Origin of the sequence: Leucobacter tardus (assembly GCF_017583045.1) — a bacterium.
GTDB classification, from domain to species: Bacteria; Actinomycetota; Actinomycetes; order Actinomycetales; family Microbacteriaceae; genus Leucobacter; species Leucobacter tardus.
This window is the reverse complement of record NZ_JAGFBF010000001.1, coordinates 594,577-614,678: the sequence shown is the minus strand read 5'-3', so window position 1 is coordinate 614,678 and position 20,102 is coordinate 594,577. Positions and strand designations below refer to the sequence as shown.

Annotated in this window: 22 protein-coding genes and 1 tRNA gene; 7 read left to right on the top strand and 16 right to left on the bottom strand. The window is 68.3% G+C overall.

The annotated features are described in order from the left end of the window. Window positions 1-85 precede the first annotated feature (85 nt). Window positions 86-775 carry an excalibur calcium-binding domain-containing protein gene (locus J4H85_RS02950; RefSeq protein WP_243893307.1) on the top strand — a complete coding sequence of 230 codons (690 nt, stop codon included), beginning with the start codon at window positions 86-88 and terminating at the stop codon, window positions 773-775. Window positions 776-1,040: 265 nt separating this feature from the next. Further along, window positions 1,041-3,254 carry a transglycosylase domain-containing protein gene (locus J4H85_RS02945; protein ID WP_208236723.1) on the top strand — a complete coding sequence of 738 codons (2,214 nt, stop codon included), beginning with the start codon at window positions 1,041-1,043 and terminating at the stop codon, window positions 3,252-3,254. A 36-nt stretch (window positions 3,255-3,290) separates the two neighbouring features. Here the strand turns inward: J4H85_RS02945 and J4H85_RS02940 are convergent, their stop codons facing one another. Both J4H85_RS02940 and J4H85_RS02935 read right to left on the bottom strand, forming a co-directional pair. Continuing rightward, window positions 3,291-3,938, bottom strand: a complete 648-nt coding sequence (locus J4H85_RS02940) for a DsbA family protein (protein ID WP_243893306.1) — start codon at window positions 3,936-3,938, stop codon at window positions 3,291-3,293. Window positions 3,939-4,077: 139 nt separating this feature from the next. Further along, window positions 4,078-4,539 carry a hypothetical protein gene (locus tag J4H85_RS02935; RefSeq protein WP_208236719.1) on the bottom strand — a complete coding sequence of 154 codons (462 nt, stop codon included), beginning with the start codon at window positions 4,537-4,539 and terminating at the stop codon, window positions 4,078-4,080. A 114-nt stretch (window positions 4,540-4,653) separates the two neighbouring features. Here J4H85_RS02935 and J4H85_RS02930 point away from each other — a divergent pair, with 114 nt between their 5' ends. Next, window positions 4,654-5,043 carry an MmcQ/YjbR family DNA-binding protein gene (locus tag J4H85_RS02930; RefSeq protein WP_307863348.1) on the top strand — a complete coding sequence of 130 codons (390 nt, stop codon included), beginning with the start codon at window positions 4,654-4,656 and terminating at the stop codon, window positions 5,041-5,043. A gap of 70 nt (window positions 5,044-5,113) precedes the next feature. Here the strand turns inward: J4H85_RS02930 and J4H85_RS02925 are convergent. From J4H85_RS02925 to J4H85_RS02900, 6 genes are all read right to left on the bottom strand, one after another. Then, a tRNA-Thr gene (locus tag J4H85_RS02925) sits at window positions 5,114-5,189 on the bottom strand. Window positions 5,190-5,479: 290 nt separating this feature from the next. Further along, the gene (locus J4H85_RS02920; RefSeq protein WP_208236715.1) at window positions 5,480-7,051 is read right to left on the bottom strand and encodes an alpha/beta hydrolase; all 1,572 of its coding nucleotides are present in this window, start codon (window positions 7,049-7,051) and stop codon (window positions 5,480-5,482) included. Then, window positions 7,048-8,214, bottom strand: a complete 1,167-nt coding sequence (locus J4H85_RS02915; RefSeq protein WP_208236713.1) for a DNA polymerase III subunit delta' — start codon at window positions 8,212-8,214, stop codon at window positions 7,048-7,050. Before J4H85_RS02915 ends, J4H85_RS02920 begins: the two co-directional genes overlap by 4 nt. Window positions 8,215-8,294: 80 nt before the next feature. After that, window positions 8,295-9,014, bottom strand: a complete 720-nt coding sequence (locus J4H85_RS02910; protein ID WP_208236711.1) for a response regulator transcription factor — start codon at window positions 9,012-9,014, stop codon at window positions 8,295-8,297. Continuing rightward, the gene (locus J4H85_RS02905; RefSeq protein ID WP_307863347.1) at window positions 9,011-10,489 is read right to left on the bottom strand and encodes a sensor histidine kinase; all 1,479 of its coding nucleotides are present in this window, start codon (window positions 10,487-10,489) and stop codon (window positions 9,011-9,013) included. Before J4H85_RS02905 ends, J4H85_RS02910 begins: the two co-directional genes overlap by 4 nt. Before the next feature lie 122 nt (window positions 10,490-10,611). Further along, entirely contained in the window at window positions 10,612-11,238 is a 627-nt protein-coding gene (locus J4H85_RS02900) for a YigZ family protein (protein WP_208236709.1), read from the bottom strand. Between the two features lie 71 nt (window positions 11,239-11,309). Here J4H85_RS02900 and J4H85_RS02895 point away from each other — a divergent pair, with 71 nt between their 5' ends. Continuing rightward, complete coding sequence (locus J4H85_RS02895; protein ID WP_208236707.1) at window positions 11,310-11,687, top strand: RNA-binding S4 domain-containing protein; 378 nt, start codon at window positions 11,310-11,312, stop codon at window positions 11,685-11,687. Beyond that, window positions 11,684-12,673, top strand: a complete 990-nt coding sequence (locus J4H85_RS02890) for a 3-methyladenine DNA glycosylase (protein ID WP_307863345.1) — start codon at window positions 11,684-11,686, stop codon at window positions 12,671-12,673. Before J4H85_RS02895 ends, J4H85_RS02890 begins: the two co-directional genes overlap by 4 nt. Window positions 12,674-12,676: 3 nt before the next feature. Here J4H85_RS02890 and J4H85_RS02885 read toward each other — a convergent pair whose 3' ends face one another. Together J4H85_RS02885 and J4H85_RS02880 are read right to left on the bottom strand one after the other, a co-directional pair. After that, window positions 12,677-13,543: an ABC-2 transporter permease gene (locus J4H85_RS02885; protein ID WP_208236705.1), complete on the bottom strand. Its 867-nt coding sequence runs from the start codon at window positions 13,541-13,543 to the stop codon at window positions 12,677-12,679. Between the two features lie 26 nt (window positions 13,544-13,569). Beyond that, window positions 13,570-14,490, bottom strand: coding sequence for an ABC transporter ATP-binding protein (locus tag J4H85_RS02880; protein WP_208236703.1), 921 nt, complete (start codon window positions 14,488-14,490; stop codon window positions 13,570-13,572). A 265-nt stretch (window positions 14,491-14,755) separates the two neighbouring features. Between J4H85_RS02880 and J4H85_RS02875 the strand changes: the two genes are divergently transcribed. Further along, entirely contained in the window at window positions 14,756-15,037 is a 282-nt protein-coding gene (locus J4H85_RS02875) for a hypothetical protein (RefSeq protein ID WP_208236701.1), read from the top strand. 250 nt (window positions 15,038-15,287) lie between these two features. Beyond that, window positions 15,288-16,466, top strand: a complete 1,179-nt coding sequence (solA, locus tag J4H85_RS02870) for an N-methyl-L-tryptophan oxidase (protein WP_208236699.1) — start codon at window positions 15,288-15,290, stop codon at window positions 16,464-16,466. A gap of 17 nt (window positions 16,467-16,483) precedes the next feature. Here the strand turns inward: solA and J4H85_RS02865 are convergent, their stop codons facing one another. The 6 genes from J4H85_RS02865 to J4H85_RS02840 all read right to left on the bottom strand — a co-directional run bounded on the left by J4H85_RS02865 (window position 16,484) and on the right by J4H85_RS02840 (window position 20,053). Beyond that, window positions 16,484-16,789, bottom strand: coding sequence for a chorismate mutase (locus J4H85_RS02865; protein ID WP_208236697.1), 306 nt, complete (start codon window positions 16,787-16,789; stop codon window positions 16,484-16,486). 9 nt (window positions 16,790-16,798) lie between these two features. After that, the gene (locus J4H85_RS02860) at window positions 16,799-18,085 is read right to left on the bottom strand and encodes an adenylosuccinate synthase (RefSeq protein WP_208236695.1); all 1,287 of its coding nucleotides are present in this window, start codon (window positions 18,083-18,085) and stop codon (window positions 16,799-16,801) included. Window position 18,086: 1 nt separating this feature from the next. Next, the gene (locus J4H85_RS02855; RefSeq protein WP_208236693.1) at window positions 18,087-18,530 is read right to left on the bottom strand and encodes a DUF3151 domain-containing protein; all 444 of its coding nucleotides are present in this window, start codon (window positions 18,528-18,530) and stop codon (window positions 18,087-18,089) included. A gap of 68 nt (window positions 18,531-18,598) precedes the next feature. Further along, entirely contained in the window at window positions 18,599-19,087 is a 489-nt protein-coding gene (locus tag J4H85_RS02850) for a YajQ family cyclic di-GMP-binding protein (protein ID WP_208236692.1), read from the bottom strand. Window positions 19,088-19,209: 122 nt separating this feature from the next. Beyond that, on the bottom strand, window positions 19,210-19,698 hold the full coding sequence (locus J4H85_RS02845; protein WP_208236690.1) for a Dps family protein: 489 nt from the start codon (window positions 19,696-19,698) through the stop codon (window positions 19,210-19,212). Window positions 19,699-19,885: 187 nt separating this feature from the next. Further along, window positions 19,886-20,053, bottom strand: a complete 168-nt coding sequence (locus J4H85_RS02840; protein WP_208236689.1) for a hypothetical protein — start codon at window positions 20,051-20,053, stop codon at window positions 19,886-19,888. Window positions 20,054-20,102: the final 49 nt, after the last annotated feature.

Genomic DNA, 20,102 nt, shown 5'->3' with positions numbered 1-20,102 from the left:
CCGCACGTTGAATCGTCGGTAACGTATTGGACACGTTTCCGAGACGGCACAAAAACAACACTCGATGCTTGGCAAGATGATGCTCATGACGAGCATCCCAGCAGGTTGGTACCCGAACCCTGAGAACGATCTCGAGGTTCGGTACTGGGACGGCCTGCAGTGGACGACACATGTGCAGAACGCCGTGGCCGAAAAGTCCGATGCTCCAAGCTCCCGCCCGCGCAAACGCCGCACGGGACGCGGGAACACGCAGAAGCGACGTGCGCCGATCTGGGTCGTTGCGACCACAGGCGCTGCCGCCCTGCTCCTCGGCGTCGGGATCGGCGCGGGAAGCGATGCAGATGCTGCCAATCGCAGCACCATCAGCGATCTCGAGCAGCAGCTCACCCTCAGTCAGGAAGAGAACACCACTGCAGCAACCGCGCTCGACGACGCCGTGAAGTCTCATGATGAGCAAGCAGCGGCTCTCACCGAGGAGCGGGACGATCTCTCGGACGAAATCGAGACCCTGACGAAGTCTGTCGAGGACCTCACCGCGAAGGTCGCCGAAGCAGAAGCGAAGACCTCGTCGGAGAAACAACGCGCAGACGCCGCCGAAGCCCAGGCGGCCGCGGCAGTTCCCAGCACGGAATCGGAGCCCGCGACATCGCCCACACCCACCTACTTCCAGAACTGCTCCGCCGCACGAGCCGCGGGCGCTGCTCCGGTGTATGCGGGTGACCCCGGTTACGGACCTCACTTGGATCGCGACGGTGACGGCGTGGGATGCGAGTAGCATTCTCCGCTGACTTTCCCGGTTGCGCCATTCTCTATACACCACACTGAATTTGTGTGACGCGCTCGAGCGTCCTTCGGGGGGTGTGCCCGCACGGAGGGTGCGCTGTGTCCATCGCAAGCACCGCTCAGGTGCACCGATTGCGGTCGCTCTCAGGTCGGTCTGCTTAGCCTGGAAGACGGAGAGCACACACGATCGAACAACGAGCGAACGCCGGCACACCGGTTGACGGGTCCGGACTCAGGACCTCGGAGGAACCTTCCGAATGAGCGAACCACAAGATCCGGATCTCGGCCAGCCCGACACCGATCCCGAAACCGAGCTCGAGCCGCCCGAGGAGGCCGAGGCCACCGGTGAGCCCGAGCGGCCCGGCCGACGCATCACCGGAGTGCTCGGCGCCGTCGCGATGAGCGCCGTCGCGGGCGTACTCCTCACCGCCGCCGTCACTCCGGTGGTGGCGGTGAGCGGTGCGGCGGCGACGACCGCCATCAACGTCTTCGAGAATCTGCCCGAACACCTCGACCCCGGCGCACTCGCGCAGCCCTCGACGATTTACGCGGACAGCGACGGCGAGCGCGAAGAGATCGCGACGTTCTACGCGCAGGATCGCGAGCCCGTCGAGTGGGAGGACATCCCTCAGACGGTGAAGGACGCCGCCGTGGCCGAGGAGGATCCCCGCTTCTACTCGCACAGCGGCATCGACGTGCTCGCGGCCGGGCGCGCCGTCGTGCAGAACGTCGCCGGCCAGAACCTCTCCGGCGCCTCGACCATCACCATGCAGTACGTGCGGAACGTACTCGTGCAGGAGGCCGAGTCGATCGCCGACCCGGATGAGCGCGAAGCCGCCTACGAGGACGCGATGCGCCAGGACATGGACCGGAAACTGCAGGAGATGCGGTACGCCGTCAGCATCGAGAAGGAGTACTCGAAGGAGGACATCCTGCTCGGCTACTTGAACATCGCGCTGTTCGGCCGGCAGATCTACGGCATCGAGTCGGCGGCGCAGTACTACTACGGCAAGAGCGCTCAGGATCTCTCGATCGCGGAGTCGGCGAGCCTCGTCGCGATGGTGAACGACCCGTCGAACCTGCAGATCGACATCGACGAAAACATCGAGGCGAATCAGCAGCGGCGCGACCAGATCCTCGACTCGATGCTCAAGCAGGATCGCATCTCTCAGACCGAACATGACGAGGCGGTCGCCACGCCGGTCGAACCCGACATCTCCCCGCGCCCGTCGGGCTGCTCGGTGGCGGAGGAGAAAGGAATGGGTCACTTCTGCAACTACGTGCAGCAGTACATTCTGAATGATCCGGCCTTCGGCGATACCCCGGAGGAACGGTACTTCACGTTCATCCGCGGCGGCTACGAGATCGAGACCACCCTCGACCCCGACATGCAGCGCGCCGCCGTCGACGCCACCCGCGATGCGGTCCCTGCCGAGATGGACGGGATCGACGTCGGCTCGGCGAGCTCCAGCGTCGAAGTCGGGACCGGCAAGGTGCGCGCGATGGCCCAGAACCGTCCATTCAGCGAGGATGACGCGTTCATCGAGGCGAACCCCGGCTACACGAGTGTGAACTACAACACCGACTTCGAGTACGGCGGATCCGGCGGATTCCAGGTCGGGTCCACCTTCAAGCCCGTCACGCTCGCCGAATGGCTGCGCACCGGACATTCGGTGCAGGATACGGTCGACGTCGACGGGCGCTCCGTCGACGAGAGCTCGTTCCCCGCGTCTTGCATGCCCGGCGGAGTATATGGGTCGGGCACCTTCGAGTTCACGAACGACAACGAGGATGTTCGCGGCACCCAGACGGTGCAGACCGCGATCGCTCAGTCGCTGAACGGCGGACTCGTCTCCATGCAGCAGCAGATGGATCTCTGCGGCACCTTCGACACCGCCGAGAAGCTGGGCATCCATCGCGCGTCGGACCAGACGAACGAGGATCTGCCGAGCTTCGGCACGCGAGAGCTCAGTCGAGTCCCCTCCAACGTGTACGGCGGCATCGACGAGATTGCGCCGATCACCATGGCATCCGCGTACGGCGCGTTCGCCGGAGACGGCACGGTGTGCACCCCGGTGCCGATCGAATCGATCGCCGACCCGGAGGGCAACGACGTCGCCTTCTCGCAGAGCGAGTGCTCGGAGGGGATCGAACCCGAGGTCGCGGCTGGAGTCGCTTCGACCCTCGAGTACACCGTGAACCAGGGCCTCGCAACGCACGCCCAGTCGGCGACCGGCGTGCCGCACCTCGCGAAGACCGGCACGACCGACGACCAGGGCGACAACTGGACGGTCGGAGCGAGCACCGAGGTCTCCACCGCCACCTGGGTCGGCAACGTAAGCGGCAACGTGTCCACGCAGAACTTCGCGGGGCTCCAACAGGCCGATCAATCGATCTGGCCGGCGATCATGAACGTCGCGGACGAGCGATACGGCGGCGAACCGTTCCCGGTGGTGGCGCCCACGCCCTGATCCGCGAGCGCGCACCATCCGGAAACGGTGCGGGGATCAGGGGGCTTCGCCCCCGCGATCCTCGATGGCGCGATCGAGTGCGCCGGTGAGGTCGCTCTCCTGCGTCAACTCGAGCACCTCACCATCCAAGAAGAACGTCGGGGTGCCGGAGATGCCGAGGGCTTGCCCGGCCAGGCGATCCTGCTCGACGCGCGCTTCCGTCTCAGGATCGGCGACCGCCGCATCGTAGGCCTCCATATCGAGACCGATCTGCTCGGCGTACCCGCGGAAGCGGTCGGCCTGCGACTCCTGCTGGCCACCCCACTCGGACTGCGTCTCGAACATCATGCGATACATCGCCTCGAGTTCACCCTGCTCGGCCGCGGCCTCGACCGCGATAGCGGAGGTCAACCCGTTCGCGTGGCTCGGGATCGGGAAGTACCGGATCGCATAGTTGATCTCGCCGTCGTAGCGCTCCCGAATCTGCTCCATCGCCGGATAAATGCCGCCGCAAGCGCCGCACTCGAAGTCGAGGAACTCGACGAGCGTGGGGGCGTCCTCCCCCACCTCATCGAGATAGCGAGAATTGGGTTGCACGGCGTCGACCCCGGCGCTTCCGGCATCACCGGCAGCCGGGCGGTTCAGCACCGCGACGAGGATGATGATGCCGACGACGAGGATGAGAGACGGGATCGCGATGAGCATCGTTTTCGTCGATGTACTGAGACGCTGCCACCGAGACGGCGATGTGTGAGATAGGCGAGCGGGGTGGGTGGGTCGAGACATGAAAGAACTCCGTGGGGTGGGATCTATGAATGGGGGGGGTGAGTCGAACCTCCCGTGTTCAGATACGGAGCACGCCGAGGCGAAGCAGGATCGGGATCCTCGCCAGACCGGGATCCGTGGGGCCCGTCGGGCGGATGTCTTGCAGTCGCGGTCGCAGGCCCGGTGCACGCCGCGGCACCCGCAGCAGCCGGTGACGCGCCACCGCCACGATGACGATCGCGCAGAGCGCGCCGATCACGCAGGCGATCGTTTCGGCGGCGGTCGGCTCGGCGGCGGTCGGCTCGGCGGGGGTCGGCTCGGCGGGGGTCGGAGTGATCTCGCTGACCATCGGCGCGTGTGAACCGCGCACGGTCTCGGCACCAGCCGACTCCCCGTGCGCGACAGCACTGATACCGGCGACGATGAGCAGCGCGGCGAGCACCCCGGTCAACACCCGGGCAAATACCGTCGCCGTCGATGATCGCGTTCCCGACCATCGGGCCGCACCCGATCGTCGACGGGGTGGGGAGGCGCTCAACACCCTCGCAGTGTAGCCCGCGGGCCCTGTAGACCATCTGCCACTCGTCGGCATACGATCAGGAGCGCACGTCGGGCCGCCCCGTCTGCAGCCGGCACGATGCACGAAAGGAACACTGTGGACGGACGAGAACTCCACGCCCGCACCGCCGCCCGATGCGAGGAACTCCCGGGCGCCGAACTCACGCACCCCTTCGGAGACGAATGGGACGTCTACAAGGTTCGCGGCAAGGTCTTCATGTTGCAGTCCGCACTCGACGGCGTGCCGATCGTCAACCTCAAAGCCTCGCCGGCCGACGGACGTGCCCTGCGCGAGTCCCACACCGACATCACACCGGGCTACCACATGAACAAGCGGCACTGGATCACGGTGCGGGCGGGCGGGCGCATCGATCCCGACCTGCTTGACGATCTCGTCACCGAATCGTACCTGCTCGTGGTCGCGAACCTCCCGAAATACCAGCGGCCCGTGAACCCCGAGACCTTCGGGCAGACACCCGAAGTCTGAGCGTGGTGCGTGAACCGGGCTCGCAGGTCACCGCTCGAATCGCACGCGGTGCGAGAGAGGGAAAGAAGAGTGGAGCCGCCTGCCGGAATCGAACCGGCGACCTATTCATTACGAGTGAATCGCTCTACCGACTGAGCTAAGGCGGCCTGCACGCAGACAGCGCCGCGCACAAGTGATTACTGTAGCACCTCGTGAGCTGCGAAGCACATCGGGCGCAACGAGCGCGCGGGCCTGCGCCCGCGCCGCGCTAACCCCGCCGAAAGCTCACTTTCGCACCCTTCGCGTGGTGCGAAGCCAGACGAACTGCAATCTCGGCGACGGGGGTGCAGGGTGGGGCCGCGGGGCAGGGCGGGGCCGCGGGGCAGGGCGGGGCCGCGGGGCGGGCGACGCTGTCGCGGTGCAAGCGCCCGGGGGCGGGCCCGAGGGGCGGGGCCGCCTACGCGCAGCGGGGGTCCGTTGCGGGGACCGTTCCCTCCAGCAGGTAGGCGTCCACCGTCTCATCGACGCAGGCGTTTTCGCCGTAGGCGGTGTGACCCTCACCCTCGTAGGTGACGAGCACGCCGCTCTCGAGCTGCTCGGCAAGCGACTCAGCCCAGCGGTAGGGGGTGGCGGGGTCGCCGGTCGTGCCGACGACCAGGATCGGTGCCGCCCCCGCCCCGCTCACCGCCGACCGCTGGCTCTCGCCGGCCGAGGGCCAGCGGGCGCAGCTCACCTCGCCGTAGCCCTGGTACGGGCCGATGGTCGGGGCGATGCGTGCAAGCTCGTCCGCTTGCTCACGCATGCGTTCGGCGTCGAAGTCGCTGCCGTAGTCGGCGCAGTTGATGGCGGAGAACGCTTCCGTCTGGTTGTCGGTGTACTGACCGTCTTCACGGTTGAAGTAGAAGTCGGCGAGGCCGAGCGCGACCTGAGCGTCCCCAGCCGATACCGTGCTGAAGAGGTCGTCGAGCGCTGACCACGAGTCCGGCGAGTACAGCGGCGTGATGATGGCGGTGAGCAGCGTGTTCACCGTGACGATGCGTCCGTCGTCGCCGGTCACTGGCTCTGCGTCGACGCGTTGCAGCAGGTCGCCGATCTGCGACATCGCCGTGTCGACGTTCCCGGTCAAGGGACAGCCGTCGCGCTCGAGGCAGTCGGCCACGTACGCCCGCAGGGCTGCCTCGAATCCTCGGGTCTGCTCGCGGACGACATCGAACTCGCTCGTGTCGGGATCCATGGCACCGTCGAGCACCAACCGGCCGACCCGTTCGGGGTAGGCGTCGGCGTAGCGAGCGCCGATCATCGTGCCGTACGAGTAGCCGATGTAGTCGAGCGTGTCCTCACCGAAGATGGCGCGCAGCATATCGAGGTCGCGCACCGTCTCATCGGTGCCCACGTGGGCGATGAGCGGCCCGGTTTCGGCGGCGCAGGCTTCGCCGAACTTCGTCGACTCGTCGACCGCTGCGGCGATCCACTCGTCGCTGCCCGGTTCGAGATTCTCGGCCTCATCGTCGCCGAACAGGTAGTCGTCCATCTGGGCGTCGTCGTAGCAGTCCACCGGGGTCGAGGCGCCGACGCCCCGCGGATCCCAGCCCACGATGTCGTACGCGGCCTGCACCTGCTGGGTCACCGAGCCGTCGACGCCTCCGGCGACGAACCCCGCCCCCGATGCACCGGGACCTCCGGGGTTCACGAAGAGCGTGCCCACCGCCTCACCCCCGGTGGCGGGTTGCTTGACGAGGCGGAGCGTGATGCGGTCTCCTGCCGGGTCGGCCCAGTCGATCGGGGCGTACACATCGGCGCATTGCGTGCCGTCGGCGCAGTCCCACCATTCGGGCTCTTGCGCGCCGAACGCCTCGACGCTGGCGGCTGGCGCCTCGGGGAGCGGCCCGGGCTCGGGGTCGGTCGCGGCGCGCGATCCGATGAACAGCGGCAGGATTCCGTAGACCCCGAGCGCGACGACCACCAGGATCGCGACCGTGACGATGACGGCGCGAGGCCCGCGTCGTCGCGGCGTCTCGTCGTCGGTCACTCGGCACCGGCCGGGTCGACGATGAGTCCGGCGAAGAGCGCTTCGAGCACGAGACCCGGGGTCACGCCGCGCGACAGTCGATCGCGCGCCTGCTCGAGCGCATCGATCGCGGCGAGCGCGCGGCGCGGACCCCAGCGCTCGGCGAGCTCGACGATACGATCGCGTTCTTCGCTGTTGATGAGCGCGGCGCCTGCGGTGGCGTCAGTCACGGAGATCGCGGTGAGCAGCACATCCCGGTACAGCGAGAGCAGGTCGGTGAGCACACGGTCGATACCGTCGCGCAGGCTCCGCGTCGCACGGCGCTTCTGATCTTCTTCGAGCGCTTTCATCTGACCGCGCAACTGCGGGGGGATCGCCGCGCCGGGTTCGAGCCCGAGATTGCGCATCGCTTCGGCGCGTTCGCGCGTGTCGAGCTGCTCCGTCAACGCGGCGGCGTCGGCTTCGGCCACTTTCAGCAGTTCGCTCGCGGCACGCATCGCATCGCCGAGGGTCGTGACGGCGAGTGCGGCGGCGATGCTCTGCGCACGCCGGTCGAGGGCTTCGGGGCTGGTCGCGAGTCGTCGTGCCATGCCGATGTGGTTCTGCGAGAGCCTCGCCGCTCGCTCGGCCGCGTCGAGGTCGATGCCGTCGCGGGCGTGCAGCAGGCGCGCGATGTCGTCGGCCGACGGGGTCACGAGGCGCACCGACCGCGTCCGCGATCGGATGGTCGGCAGCAGGTCGGCCTCACTCGGCGCGCACAGGATCCAGATCGTTCGCTCGGGCGGCTCTTCCAACACTTTCAGCAGGACGTTGGAGGTGCGCTCGGGCATCCGGTCGGCGTCTTCGACCACGATGACCCGGTATCGCCCGTCGGCGGGGGCGTAGTAGGCGTTCTTGATGAACTCGCGCACGTCGTCGACGCGGATCGTCACGGCCTGCGTCGTCAGCAGCGCGTAGTCGGGGTGGGTGCGCGCGTGCACCTGGTCGAAGATGCGGCCGCGCTCGGAGGGGTCGCGCGCGATCAACGCCGCCGCGAAGCGCTCCGCCAGATTCGAGCGCCCCGACCCCGGGGGGCCGGTGATGAGCCAGGCGTGCGCGAGTTCGCCGGCGCCCTCGGGTGACGCGGCGCGCTCGAGCGCTGCGACTGCCGCGGTCTGCCCGACGATCTCTGCCCAGTGGTCCACCCGTTCAGGGTATCCGGTACGACTGACAGCGGGCACGGTCGCGCAGTCTCGACAATGCGTGCGGCAGACGATCGCCTCGGTTACAGGCCGTGGGTGCGGGCGTAGATGACGGCGTGCACGCGGTCGCGCAGTGCGAGCTTCGACAGGATCCGCCCCACGTGCGTCTTCACCGTCGACTCGGAGAGGAAGAGCTCGCCGCTGATCTCGGCGTTGTTCTTGCCCTCGGCGATGAGCTTGAGCACCTCGATCTCGCGTTCGGTGAGCACCTCGGAGAGGTCGGCGCCCGGTTCATCGGCGGTCCCCGCGCTGGCGATCTGCGACGCGGGCGCCACCGCCAAGCCGTTCAGTTCGCTCGCTCCACCGCCGGTGCGCATCTGCTCGAGCATGCGCCGCGTCACGCTCGGCGCCATGACCGCGTCTCCGTCGGCCACCCGCTGGATGGCGTCGAGCAGTTCGCTGGGTCGGGCGTCCTTCAACAGGAAGCCGCTCGCACCCGCCTGGATGGCCGCCGTCGCGTATTCGTCGAGGTCGAACGTGGTGAGCACGAGCACCTTCGTCTGCGGAAACCGCCGCGCCACCTCGGCCGACGCGTCGATGCCGTTCATGCCCGGCATGCGGACGTCCATCAGGATCACATCGCAGGCCCCGTCGAGGCGGGCGAGCACCTCGAGCGCGGTGGCACCGTCGGTGGCCTCGCCGACCACATCGATGTCCGACTCCGCCGAGAGCACGAGCCGGAATCCGGTGCGGATCAGATCCTGATCGTCGACCAGCATCACTCGGATCGGTGCTGCGCTCATGAGGGTTCCTCCGGGTTCGGCACCGGCGGTTCCGGCGCGGTCGGTGTCGGCGCCGGGGGCGCCGCTACTGCTTCCGAGCCCGGGGAGGCGTCCCTCGGGCGTTCACGGGCGTCCGCGCTCACGGGGAGGATCGCGCGGAGCTGCCATCCGCCTCCCGGCACCGGCCCCGACTCGATGTGCCCGCCGAACACGCGAACGCGTTCTTCGAGCCCGCGCAGGCCGCGCCCCGATCCGACGCCGGAGAGGGGACCTGGCCCGCCGGGCACCACGCCGAAGTCGCGCACCGTCACATCGGTACGGTCGGCCGACCGGTCCACGGTGACGTCGACCCGTGCCCCCGGGCCGGCGTAGCGGAGCACGTTGGTGAGCCCCTCCTGCACGATCCGGTAGACAGCGAGGTCCTGGCCGCGGTCGCCCGCGGCGCTGCCGAGCACGGTGAGGCGCGGCTGGATACCGGCATCGGTGAAGCCGCGGATGAGTTCGGGCAATTCGTCCACACCCGGCTGCGGCACGTACTCGACTTCCGATGCGGCGGGTTCTGTGAGCGCTCCGAGAAGCCTGCGCATTTCAGCGAGCGCCGTGCGTCCCGTCTCGGCGCTGCGCACCATCGCGTCCGCCGCGGCGTCCGGAGCTTTCTCGGCGACGCGTGCTGCACCCTCCGAGAGCGCGATCATGACGGAGACGGAGTGGGCGACGATGTCGTGCATCTCTCTCGCGATGCGCGAGCGCTCTTCGGCGACGGCCAGCTGCGCCAGCTGGTCGCGCTCCCGCGCCAGTTGATGGGCCCGATCGATGATGGCGCTGAGATAGCGGCGACGATTGCCGAGGTTGATCGCGACGAGCAGGATCGCGAGATAGAAGAGCGCCGTCATGAAGATACCGACGATGATGACGAACAGGTCGCGGCTCTCCCCCGGAGCCTCCGCCGTGACGATCGCGCCGGGGCTGCCGACCGTGAACGGCCCCCACATCTCGTTGATGAAGACCTGCAGGGCGTAGGCGCCGACGGCGATGCCGAACCCCACCCATCCGGCGGCGACGCTGCGGTAGACCGGGACGGCGTAGAGCATGAACCAGATGGCGACCGAGTTCGGGAGCGTCTGGGCCCCCTGCTCGCCGAAGAGCATGACCGCGACGATCGCGAGTCCGATCAGCGGGAACCGCCGACGGAAGAGCAGCGCCGTCGCCACGGCTGCCGCGCGGAAGAGCGCCACCAGGATCCACGGCCACGTGAGGTACCCGGGAAGGGCGGGCAGGAAGATCCCGGTGAGCGGCTCGGGATCCGCGCTCCCCGCGATCAGGTCGAGGAGCACCGCGAGCGCGCACCCGAAGAGGTACACGACGACGATCGTGATGTCGACCGCGCGGCCGTGGTTGGTGACCCAGCGTCGCAGCATCCCCGGCGGTCGGGGCAGTCGCACCCCGCTCCCCTCGGCACCGGAGTACCGGGGCAGCGATTCACTGCGGTCGTTCACGGGCGGCTCTCATCTCCGGGCGGTCGGGGTGGTCGTGCGTTCGGGGCGTTCGGTCGGTCGAGCGCGTCCTCACCAGAATAAGCATCACGCGGGATCGTCGCGTCATGCCAGAGTGCCACGTCTCACACGTCGACGTAGCCCGCGTCACCGAGTACCGTACCGGCGGCGCCCGCGCTCATCTCGGCGGCGAGCGCGAAGAGCGCGTCCACCTCGGTCTCCGCGACCAGGTACGTCTGCGTCACCTCCGCGCCGTACTCGGCGGATCCCACACCGTACCCGCGCCGTCTGGCCTCGGCTTCGATGCCTCCGGCGATGTCGTACCCGCCTGTCACCCGCACCTCGTGTCTGATCTCGCGGCGCACACGGCGAGCCGAGAGGATCGCCTCGGCGACCGCACCCCGGTAGGCGCGGGTGAGCCCGCCCGCGCCGAGCAGCACGCCCCCGAAGTAGCGCGTCACCACGGCGACGATGTCGCTGAGTCCGGCGGAAGTCAGCGCATCGAGCATCGGCGCTCCAGCTGTGCCGTTCGGCTCTCCGTCATCGTTCGACCGACGCACCCGGCCGTCTGCGCCGATCACGAACGCGGAGCAGTGGTGCCGTGCACGCGGGTGCTCGGCGCGCACCGCCGCGATGACCGCTCTCGCGTGCTCCTCCGTCTCGACCCGGGCGAGCCGCGTCAGAAAGCGGGATCGCGTCACCTCCATCTCGACGTCGACCGTCGCGGCGATGGTGTCGTATGCGCTGGTCACCCCTCGATTCTGCCCGACCCGGAGCACGGCGGCGAGCGCGACGTCGGGCGGGGCTCGATACCATGGTGGGCATGGCGAGCGACTCGGTGCGCATCGATGCCTGGGTCTGGGCGGTGCGCTTGGCGAAGACCCGGAGTCAGGCGACGGCGGCCTGCCGCGCCGGCCATGTGCGCCTGAACGACAGCACGGCCAAGGCGTCGCAGTCCGTGCGCGTCGGCGACGAGGTGAAGGTGCGTCTGCACGGCTTCGATCGCGTCTACCGCGTCACCGGTCTCGCCACGCGCCGCGGCAGCGCGACGGAGGCCGCGCGGTACTTCGACGATCTCACGCCGCCGCCACCGCCCCGGGTGGAGCGTCCGGCCGCCATCGTCCGGGATCGCGGCGCCGGCAGGCCGACCAAGCGCGAGCGCCGCGAGATCGACCGGTTGAGGGGACGCGAGGCGGAGTGAGCGGTGTCGGATCGACCCTGGCTCCCGCCCGCGCGGATCGCCACGCCCGCGCTGGGACCGCATCGGACCCGACGCGCCTGCCGGAGCACGAGTGGCGTGCCCTCGAGCGCGCGCACGCCGAGCGCGCGGACGCGCTGACCGCCGCGCACCGGGAACGGAAGTCGCGCGGCGAGCGGCACCCGATCGAAGACTTCCTGTTCACCTACTACACGACCACGCCGGGGCAACTGCGCCGCTGGCATCCCGGGGCGGGCGTCGCCCTGGCGGGTGCCGGTGAGGAGCGCGCGAGCTGGCGGCACTACCGGCCGGAACCGGCGGGCGACGCGGTCGCCGACGCTGCGGTGGATCTCGAGGAGTACTTCGCGAAACGGTCAGGCACCGTCGACTACGTGGAGTCGTTGCTCGAGCGCACGCTGGACCGACCGCCCCGGTTCGGCTGCTTCGGGTTGCACGAGTGGGCGATGGTCTACCGCATGAGCCCCGAGCACCTCCGACATCGCGGTCTCGAACTGCGCGTCGGTCACGAGGCGACCGACGCGGTCGTCGACGCGCACCCGATCGTCTGCACCCACTTCGATGCGTATCGTTTCTTCACCGACGCGGCGCTGCCGCTCAACGAGCTCACTCCGACCCGCGAGTCGCAGCGCGATCTCGAGCAGTCCGGCTGTCTGCACGCCGGCATGGACGTGTACAAGTGGGCCGCCAAGCTCGGACCCATCGTGCCGGGTGCGGTACTGCTCGACGCGTTCGTGTTGGCGAGCGAGATCCGCGAGGTCGACATGCGGGCGTCTCCCTACGAGGTGAGCGGATTCGGGTTGGCGGCGATCCCGATCGAGACGCCCGAGGGCAAACGGGAGTACGCGGATCTGCAGCGCGGATTCGCCGCTCGCGGTGACGCGCTGCGCCGACAGGTGCTCGCCGCGATCTCGGTCGCACGCGCGGAACGACCCGCGGAGGCCGAAGCCTGCGCGGGTCGTTCCGACTGACCGCTACTTGGCGTCGCGGCGCTGGAACGCGATCGCCGCGGGAATCAGTGCCACCGCGGCCCACGCCGCCATGCCGGCGAGCGCCACCCAGAAGGTCGGCCCCTCCGCTCCTGGAGGCAGCGGAGCCGTGCCCTGGCCGAGCGTGCTGCCGAGCGCCGTCGGCACGTACGCCGAGACGGTGCTCACCCACTCCCAACCGGTGAACTGCATGACGTTCAGGGCGAGCGGCACGACGAAGCAGATGCCGGCCACGAGCGCGATGCCGCCCGCGGTGCTGCGCAGCAGCGCGGCGATCCCGAACGCCATCAGCGCGATGAGCACCAGGAAGGCGACCGTGCCGAGCGCACCGGCGATCACGATCGGGTCGGTGAGCCGGCTCGCGGCTTCGGGAAGCGCCGCAGTCGCGATCCCGAGTCCGCCGCCGACGACGATGAGCGCCGTCACCGCGGAGATGAGGGCGAGCATGAGGGCCTTCGCCGCGAACACCGGGCCGCGCCGTGGCACGGCGGCGAGCGAGGAGAGGATCATGCCGCTCGCGTACTCGCTCGTGATGGTGAACACCCCCAGCACGCCGAAGACCAGCGCGATGAAGGACCCCGTGAACGTGGCGGAGAAGAGGAGGAACCCCGAGAGCGCCTCGGCAGGAGCTCCGGCGTACTCCGTGTTCAGGTTGAACGCCATGAGCGCGCTCATGCCGAGCCCCATGAGGAGGGTGATGGCGATCGTGATCTTGATGCTGCGCAGCGACCAGAGCTTGATCCACTCCGACTTGAGTACGCCGCCGAAGGCGACGCGGCGACCGGCGTCGGTGCGCAGCCCGACATTGCCCGAGTTGATGTGATCGGAAGCGGAGACGGTGAGTGTCGTCATGATGGAATCCTTTGTCGTGATGCGGTTCAGGCGGCCTGCGGCGTCGTGTACTCGACCTCGTCGCGGGTGAGCGCGAGGTACGCGTCCTCGAGACTCGACGCCACGGGCGTCAGCTCGTGCAGCTCGATGCCGTGCTCCACTGCCGCACGGCCGATCTCAGCTGCGGTCATGCCCGCGACGCTGAAACGGTGCTCGCCGAGCGATTCGATGTCGAGACCGGGGTGCGCGCCGGGATCGGTCAGCACCGCTGCGAGACGAGCCGCGTCGGGGCTGCCGACAGTGACCCGCTGGCCGCTCCCGCCGACGAACTCGCCGATCGGCGCATCGGCGACGACCTTGCCGCGACCGAGCACGATCACGTGGTCGGCGGTCTGCGCCATCTCGCTCATGAGGTGGCTGGAGAGCAGCACCGTGCGCCCCTCGGCCGCCAGCTGGCGCACGAGGCGGCGCACCCAGTAGACGCCGTCGGGATCGAGACCGTTCACGGGTTCGTCGAGCAGCAGCACCTGCGGGTCGCCGAGCATCGCCGCGGCGATCCCGAGCCGCTGCCCCATGCCCAGCGAGAAGCCGCCGACCCGCTTGCCCGCGACGCTCGAGAGCCCGGTCATCTCGAGTACCTCGTCGACACGGGACACGGGGATCCGGTGCGTCGCGGCGAGAGCGCTGAGGTGGCTGCGGGCCGAGCGTCCGGGATGCACGCCCTTCGCGTCGAGCAGCGCCCCGAGGGCATGCAGGGGTGCGGGATGATCGGCGTACGACCTGCCCAGCACCGTGACGGTCCCGGACGTGGGACGATCCAGCCCCAGGATCAGCCGCATGGTGGTCGACTTGCCGGCACCGTTCGGGCCGAGGAATCCGGTGACCTGCCCCGGACGGACGGTGAAGGACACATCGTTGACGGCCGTCTTGCGACCGTACTGCTTGGTGAGTCCGTGTGTCTCGATCATGATGCTCCTCGGATCGCGGGCGGTGTCGTCGGTGTCGACGGTGAGTCCCAACTTACGAACCACCGGGGGTGGTCCGGATCCCCTGCAGGTACCGACCTCTTCGGTCAGACTCGTACCCAGGTACCACCTGCGAACGGGTTCTCCACCGAACCCGCGGGCGGCTCGGACTGGACTTTCACCGACCCGTGCTCCGGCGTTAGGCTGAGCGCAGCCGGTACAGTCCGACACCGCGTCGGGGCCGGAACTCCGCTCAGGGAGGTGGGGCATGGATCAGACGCACATCACCGAGGACGAACTGCACGCCGCGCTTGAGAGCTACCGGTGGGCGCTTTCCGACGCGCGTACCGAGCTGGGCTCGGATGCGACGCGCGCCGAGGTCATCGAGCGCGGGCGCAAGATCCTGGGCGACGATGAGCCCGATCATCACGCACTCCTCTTGAGACTCGCCGAGAGCGACAGCGGCGACCCGATCTGGAATCTCGAGGAAGAGGTCGTCGACGACGAGCTGTCGGGCGACACCGCCACCGAGGAGTCCGAGGCGAACTGACCGCTTGCGGCGCACCGGGAAGTCTTCCGACGCGCTCACCGCGTTCACGTCGATTGTAAATTGTTGACAATCATACTGCGGCGGTTCTAGCCTGGCGGGAGACCGCGGCACGGCAGCGACGCCCGCCCACCCCGGTCACCCGACGACTCCTCGCCTGCGAGATTGGAACCCCGGTGACACTGCAGCTCCCCCGCCCGAAACGCATCTCCGTCGACGTGATCGACACGCTGCCCCGAGAGCGAGACCGGAAATGAACCTGCACGCCGACGTGATCGTCGTCGGTGCGGGCTCGGTCGGCACGATGGCCGCGTGGCAGCTCGCGAAGCGGGGCCACCGGGTCATCGCCGTGGATCGCTCGACGATTCCCGGTCCGTTCTCGGCCTACGCCGGCGAATCGCGGCTCTTCCGCACCATCTACCGCGAGGGCAGCCACTACCGCGGCATTCTCTCCCGCGCCGTGTCGCTCTGGCGCGAGCTCGAGTCGGAGAGCGGCACCGACCTGCTGCGCATCTGCGGTGGCGTCACGATCGGCCGCCGCGGGGTCCCGTCGTTCGAGCGGCTGCTCGAGTCCACGCAGGATCAGGACTACGACTTCGAACTCCTCTCGGGCGACGCCGCTGCAGCGCGATTGCCGATGCACCGGCTCGATGCCGACTCGCTCGCCCTGTTCGACCCGCAGAGCGGGTATCTCAAGAGCGAGCGGGCCGTGCTCAGCGCGGTGCAGGCCGCCCAGCGGCACGGCGCCACCTTCCTCGAGCAGCGCGAGGTGCACGAGATCGTGCGCGACGGCGACGCCTGGACCGTCCGCACGGGTGAAGGCACCCTGACCGCCCCGCGCGTCATCGTGTCGACCGGAACCGGGGCCCGGCAGTTCAGCCGCGATCTCGGCGCCCGCACCGAGATCCGCCCGCAGGTGCTCACCTGGTTCCCGCTGCGGGACCCCGCGGCCTACGCCGCTGCCGGCGAGCAGACCATCTTTCTGCGCAACGAACCGGACGGCAGCTTCTACGGGTTCCCGTCGAGCGACGGGTGGACCATCAAGGTCGCGGGCAGCGTCTACCTGCCGCCCGTCGACCACTACGACCATCCGATGGCGGTGCACCCCGAGTACATCGACACCGTCACCCGGTACGTGCGGGACTATCTGCCGGGTGTCGAACCGCGGGCGGTTCGGGTGAGCCCGTGCGCCGACGCCTACACCAGCGACGACACCGCACTGCTCGGCGAGATCGACGGTCTCGACGGCCTCATCGCGGCCGTCGGACTCTCAGGGCACGGGTTCAAGATGGCCCCCGCGCTCGGCGCCGCGGCGGCCGACCTGGCGACCGGAGTCGCGGTGCAGGAAGACATCGCGTTCATGCACCCGAACCGTTTCGGCGCATCGAGCGGAGCACCGGATCGTCTCGTGCTCTCGGCCGAGACTCCCTAGCGCCCGCGCACCCGGGACTACTCGGCGGCCGCCTCGTCCGCGATCCGCGTGTGGTGCTGGATCACCTCGGCCACGACGAAATTGAACCACTTCTCAGCGAACTCGGGGTCGAGGTGCGCCGCCTCCGCGAGCTCGCGCAGACGTTCGATCTGCCGCGCCTCGCGCGCCGGATCGGACGGCGGCATGCGATGCTCCGCCTTCAGCTCACCGACCTGCTGCGTCGCCTTGAACCGCTCGGCGAGCATGTGCACGAGCGCTGCATCGATGTTGTCGATGCTCGAGCGCAGGCGCTGCAGCTGCTCCTCGGGCGTCCGCTCCGACACGTGCGCCGCCTAGTCCAGCAGATCGTGGCGCACCACGACCTGCTCGCGCTCCGGGCCGACGCCGATCGCGGAGATGCGGGATCCGCTCATCCGCTCGAGCGCCAGGATGTAGTCCTGCGCGTTCTGCGGCAGGTCCTCGAATCGGCGCGCGGTCGTGATGTCCTCGGTCCACCCGGGGAACTCTTCGTAGATCGGCTTCGCGTGGTGGAAGTCGGTCTGATTGACCGGCACCTCGTCGTGACGCACGCCGTTCACGTCGTAGGCGACGCAGACCGGGATCGTCTCGAGCCCGGAGAGCACGTCGAGCTTCGTGAGCACGAAGTCGGTGACGCCGTTGATGCGGGCGGCGTACCGCGCGATCGGGGCGTCGTACCATCCGCACCGCCGCGGGCGACCCGTCGTCGTGCCGAACTCGTGGCCGACCTGAGCGAGGTGGTCGCCGTACTCGTCGAAGAGTTCGGTGGGGAACGGGCCGGCGCCGACGCGGGTCGTGTACGCCTTGATCACCGAGATGACGCGGTCGATGCTGTGCGGCGGCAGCCCGGAGCCCGTGCTCGCCCCGCCGGCGGTGGCATTCGACGAGGTCACGAACGGGTAGGTGCCGTGATCGATGTCGAGCATCGTCGCCTGGCCCGCCTCGAAAAGCACGTTCTTGCCCGCCTGCATGGCCTCGTGCAGCAGCAACCCGGTGTCGCACACCATCGGCTCGAGCATCTCGCGGTACTGGATCAGGTCGTTGATGACCTCGTCGGCCTCGATGGCGCGACGATTGTAGATCTTCACGAGGATCTGGTTCTTGAAGTCGAGCGCGGCCTCGACCTTCTGGCGCAGGATGTTCTCGTCGAAGAGATCTTGCACGCGAATGCCGACGCGGTTGATCTTGTCGGCGTACGCCGGGCCGATGCCGCGTCCGGTCGTGCCGATCTGACGCTTGCCGAGGAAGCGCTCGGTGACCTTGTCGAGGGTGCGATGGTACGCCGTGATGACGTGCGCATTGGCGCTGAGCTTCAGCTTCGACACGTCCACGCCGCGCCCGGAGAGCCCGTCGAGCTCCTCCTTGAGCACGTCGAGGTCGACCACGACACCGTTGGAGATGATCGGAGTCACGCCGGGCGTGAGAATGCCGGAGGGCAGCAGGTGGAGTGCGTACTTCTCTGCACCGACGACGACCGTGTGGCCGGCGTTGTTGCCCCCGTTGAACTTGACGACGTAGTCGACGCGGCTGCCGAGCAGATCGGTCGCGCGCCCCTTCCCCTCGTCGCCCCACTGGGCACCGGTGATCAGGACAGCTGGCATGTCAGCCTCTTTCTGCTTCTGCTTGCGCGCGCTCACGCGCTTCGATGCGCTCGATCGCGGACGGATCGGCACCGTTCAGGAACTCGGTCAGGCGCTCGACCTCCGACTCCTCGCCGATGCGGCCGGCGGCACGACGCAGCGCATACAGCGCGCGCAGCACACCCCGGTTCGGCTCGTGATCCCAGGGAATCGGCCCGGCACCGCGCCACCCCGACTTGCGGAGGGCGTCGAGCCCGCGGTGATACCCGACGCGGGCGTAGGCGTACGCCTCGACTTCGCGGCCACCGGCGTCGGCGAGATCCGCGAGCTCCGCCCAGACGAGCGGTGACTCGGGGTGCTCCCGCACCAGTCCGTGCGGATCGGCGCCGTCGTGCAGCGCCTCGGTCACAGTGGGTTCGGCTGCGAGCCGAGTGGGCTCGGGGCCGAGCAGGTTTTCGCCGATCACCAGATCAGTCTATCCGGATGGCCCTTGCCGCGTCGCGGAGCCAATGTTCAGCTCAGTGCGCCGCGGACTCAGCGGAAGTTGACGAACTGGAGGGCGACGTCGACATCGGCCCCCTTCAGCAGCGTGATCGTGTCCTGCAGATCGTCACGGCTCTTCGAGCTCACCCGCAGTTCGTCACCCTGGATCTGGCTCTTCACGGTCTTCGGTGCCTCATCGCGGATCAGCTTGTTCAGCTGTTTCGCGGTGGGCTGATCGATGCCCTCTTTGAGCTTCGACTCGATGCGGTATTCCTTGCCGCTCGCGAACGGGTCGCCGGTTTCGAGCGACTTCAGCGAGAGACCCCGCTTGATGAACTTCGACTGAAGCACGTCGAGTACGGCGTTCGCCCGCTCTTCGGTGTTCGCCTTGATGAGGATCGCCTCACCGCTCAGCGTCACATCGGCGCCGACACCCTTGAAGTCGTATCGCTGCTCGATCTCCTTGCGGGCCTGGTTGACCGCGTTCTCGACCTCCATGCCGTCGATCTTGCTCACTACGTCAAACGAAGAATCAGCCATGCCGATACTCTAGCCGCCGTCGCGGAGACTGCCCAGTCGCGGGTGAGCAGCCCGCCTCGCACGCGAACGGCCCCCGACGCACCGTGATCGGTGCAGCGGGGGCCGTTCGAACGAGTAGCGGATTACTCGGCGATGTGGGAGAAGAGGAACCAACGATCCTTATCGAGCTGCTGGGCCACCGCGATGACGATGTCCTGGCTCACCGGATCGAGCTCTTCGAGCCCGCGGACGGCTTCGAGAACCGTCTCGGAGGTCGCATCGATCTGCGCGACGATCTCGCGGATCGTGACATCCGACTTCTGGAAACCGTCGGACAGTGTCGGCGTGGTGGTCTTCTTCGCCACGGTCTCGACCCGGGCATCGACGGGGAGACCCAGAGCGACGATCCGCTCGGCGACTGTGTCTGCAGCGTCCTGAGCGTGCGATACGACGTCGTCGAGGAACTCGTGCACGCCGATGAAGTTGTGACCGCGCACGTGCCAATGGGCCTGCTTGCCGTTCACGTGCAGCGCCACCAGATCCTGCACCACGGGGGTGAGGTACTGTGCGACACCCGAGGGGCGGTTGAACCCGTTGTCACCGGTCTTCGACTGTGCCTGTTCGGTCTTCATGTCTGCCTCCTTCTCACCGGGCCTCGTGCCCGCTACTGCCTCAAGAATACGCTTCTGAGATTCGTTCGCAAGCAAGGCTAGGCTGACCTAAAGACGGTGAAAAATGCAGATGAGAGCAGCTTTGTGAGGTATGGCGAACCTTAGTTGCAGGTGCTGTCCGTACGCATTGGCCGCTCGGCGAGCAGTGCTACTCGTCGAGGATGACGTCGCTGGCGCGCAGCGCGCGCTGCTCCGGCTCGTCGAGCTCGAGCACCGTGCCGTCCGACCCGAGCCAGTACCAGTTGTGCAGGTCGTTCTGCGGGGCGTCGCGACGAGTGAGGGTGTAGGTCACTCCGTCGACGGTCTTCGTTTCCATGCTCTGAGAATAGGCGATGCGACCTGGAAGCGGAATATGCCGCGAGGCG